The sequence below is a fragment of the Oleiphilus sp. HI0125 genome (assembly GCF_001635355.1).
The window spans coordinates 1-956 of the sequence record NZ_LWGF01001092.1; the positions used below are offsets into that span (position 1 = coordinate 1).

Consider the following 956-nt stretch of genomic DNA (forward strand, 5'->3'; position numbering starts at 1 on the left):
GTTCTTCAAGTGTTGGTTATATATTCTTTTGCTTATTTGTTTAACCCTTTTGATAACAGGTTAGTAACTGCGTTAAATGTGCACGGGAAATTCGCAAAGATCGCGATTCTTGAATCGGCACTGAACGTTGTGTTGAGCTTGGTGTTAGTCCAGGTCTTGGGGCTTGTGGGTGTGGCGTTAGGTACTCTTCTTGCGGTTATTGTAGGGAAAACATTAAAAACGATGCATTGTGCAAGAGTACTGGATGTAGGCCTCGTGAAATTTGTTTTTGAACCGCTACTTCCAAATATTCTCCCATGTCTTATTTCGTTGTTATTGTTGTTGGTTTTGGACAGTTCGGTAAACTCGTTTATACAGTTGTTTGTTGTGGTTGTTGTAACTAGTGTTATATGGTTTTTTATCACTTTGTTCTTTGCTTTAAGCGCGACGGAAAAGCGTTATGTAATCGACCTACTTTTGAGAAAGAGAATCGCTGATTAGGTGATTAAGATTGCTTTAAGTCTGGCTGGCAGTTCAGCGTGCTCATACAAAAAGGTGCCAAATGATAAAAGTTTCTGTTGTTATGCCGACTTATAATCGAGCGGATTTAGTTGGTCGGGCAGTTGAGAGTGTACTTAACCAAACATTCCACGATTTTGAATTAATTGTTGTTGATGATGGTTCATCTGACTCTACTCGAGATGTGCTAAATAAGTACAACGAAGATAAGCGCTTCCGTTACATTTTTCAGGAAAACCAGGGACAATCAGTTGCTCGTAACAAAGCAATCGAGTTAGCTAGTGGCATGTATCTAGCTTTTTTAGACTCTGATAATTATTGGCCCTTAGATCGTCTTGAAAAATCTGTTCCCTGCATTGAGTCGTTAGGTATGGATTATGCTCTCGTATATGGTGATGGCTATTCGGTTGATCTCGATGAAAAGATAATAGGTAGTTCTGATCGCAAGGGGCATCCGG

Annotated in this window: 2 protein-coding genes; both read left to right on the plus strand. The window is 39.9% G+C overall.

Features of this window, described 5'->3' with window-relative positions; genetic code table 11:
• Positions 1-480: polysaccharide biosynthesis C-terminal domain-containing protein (locus A3762_RS18895; protein ID WP_156493588.1), on the plus strand; the 480-nt coding region annotated here is incomplete at its 5' end.
• Between the two features lie 61 nt (positions 481-541).
• On the plus strand, positions 542-956 hold a 415-nt coding region (locus A3762_RS18900; RefSeq protein WP_156493589.1), incomplete at its 3' end, for a glycosyltransferase family A protein.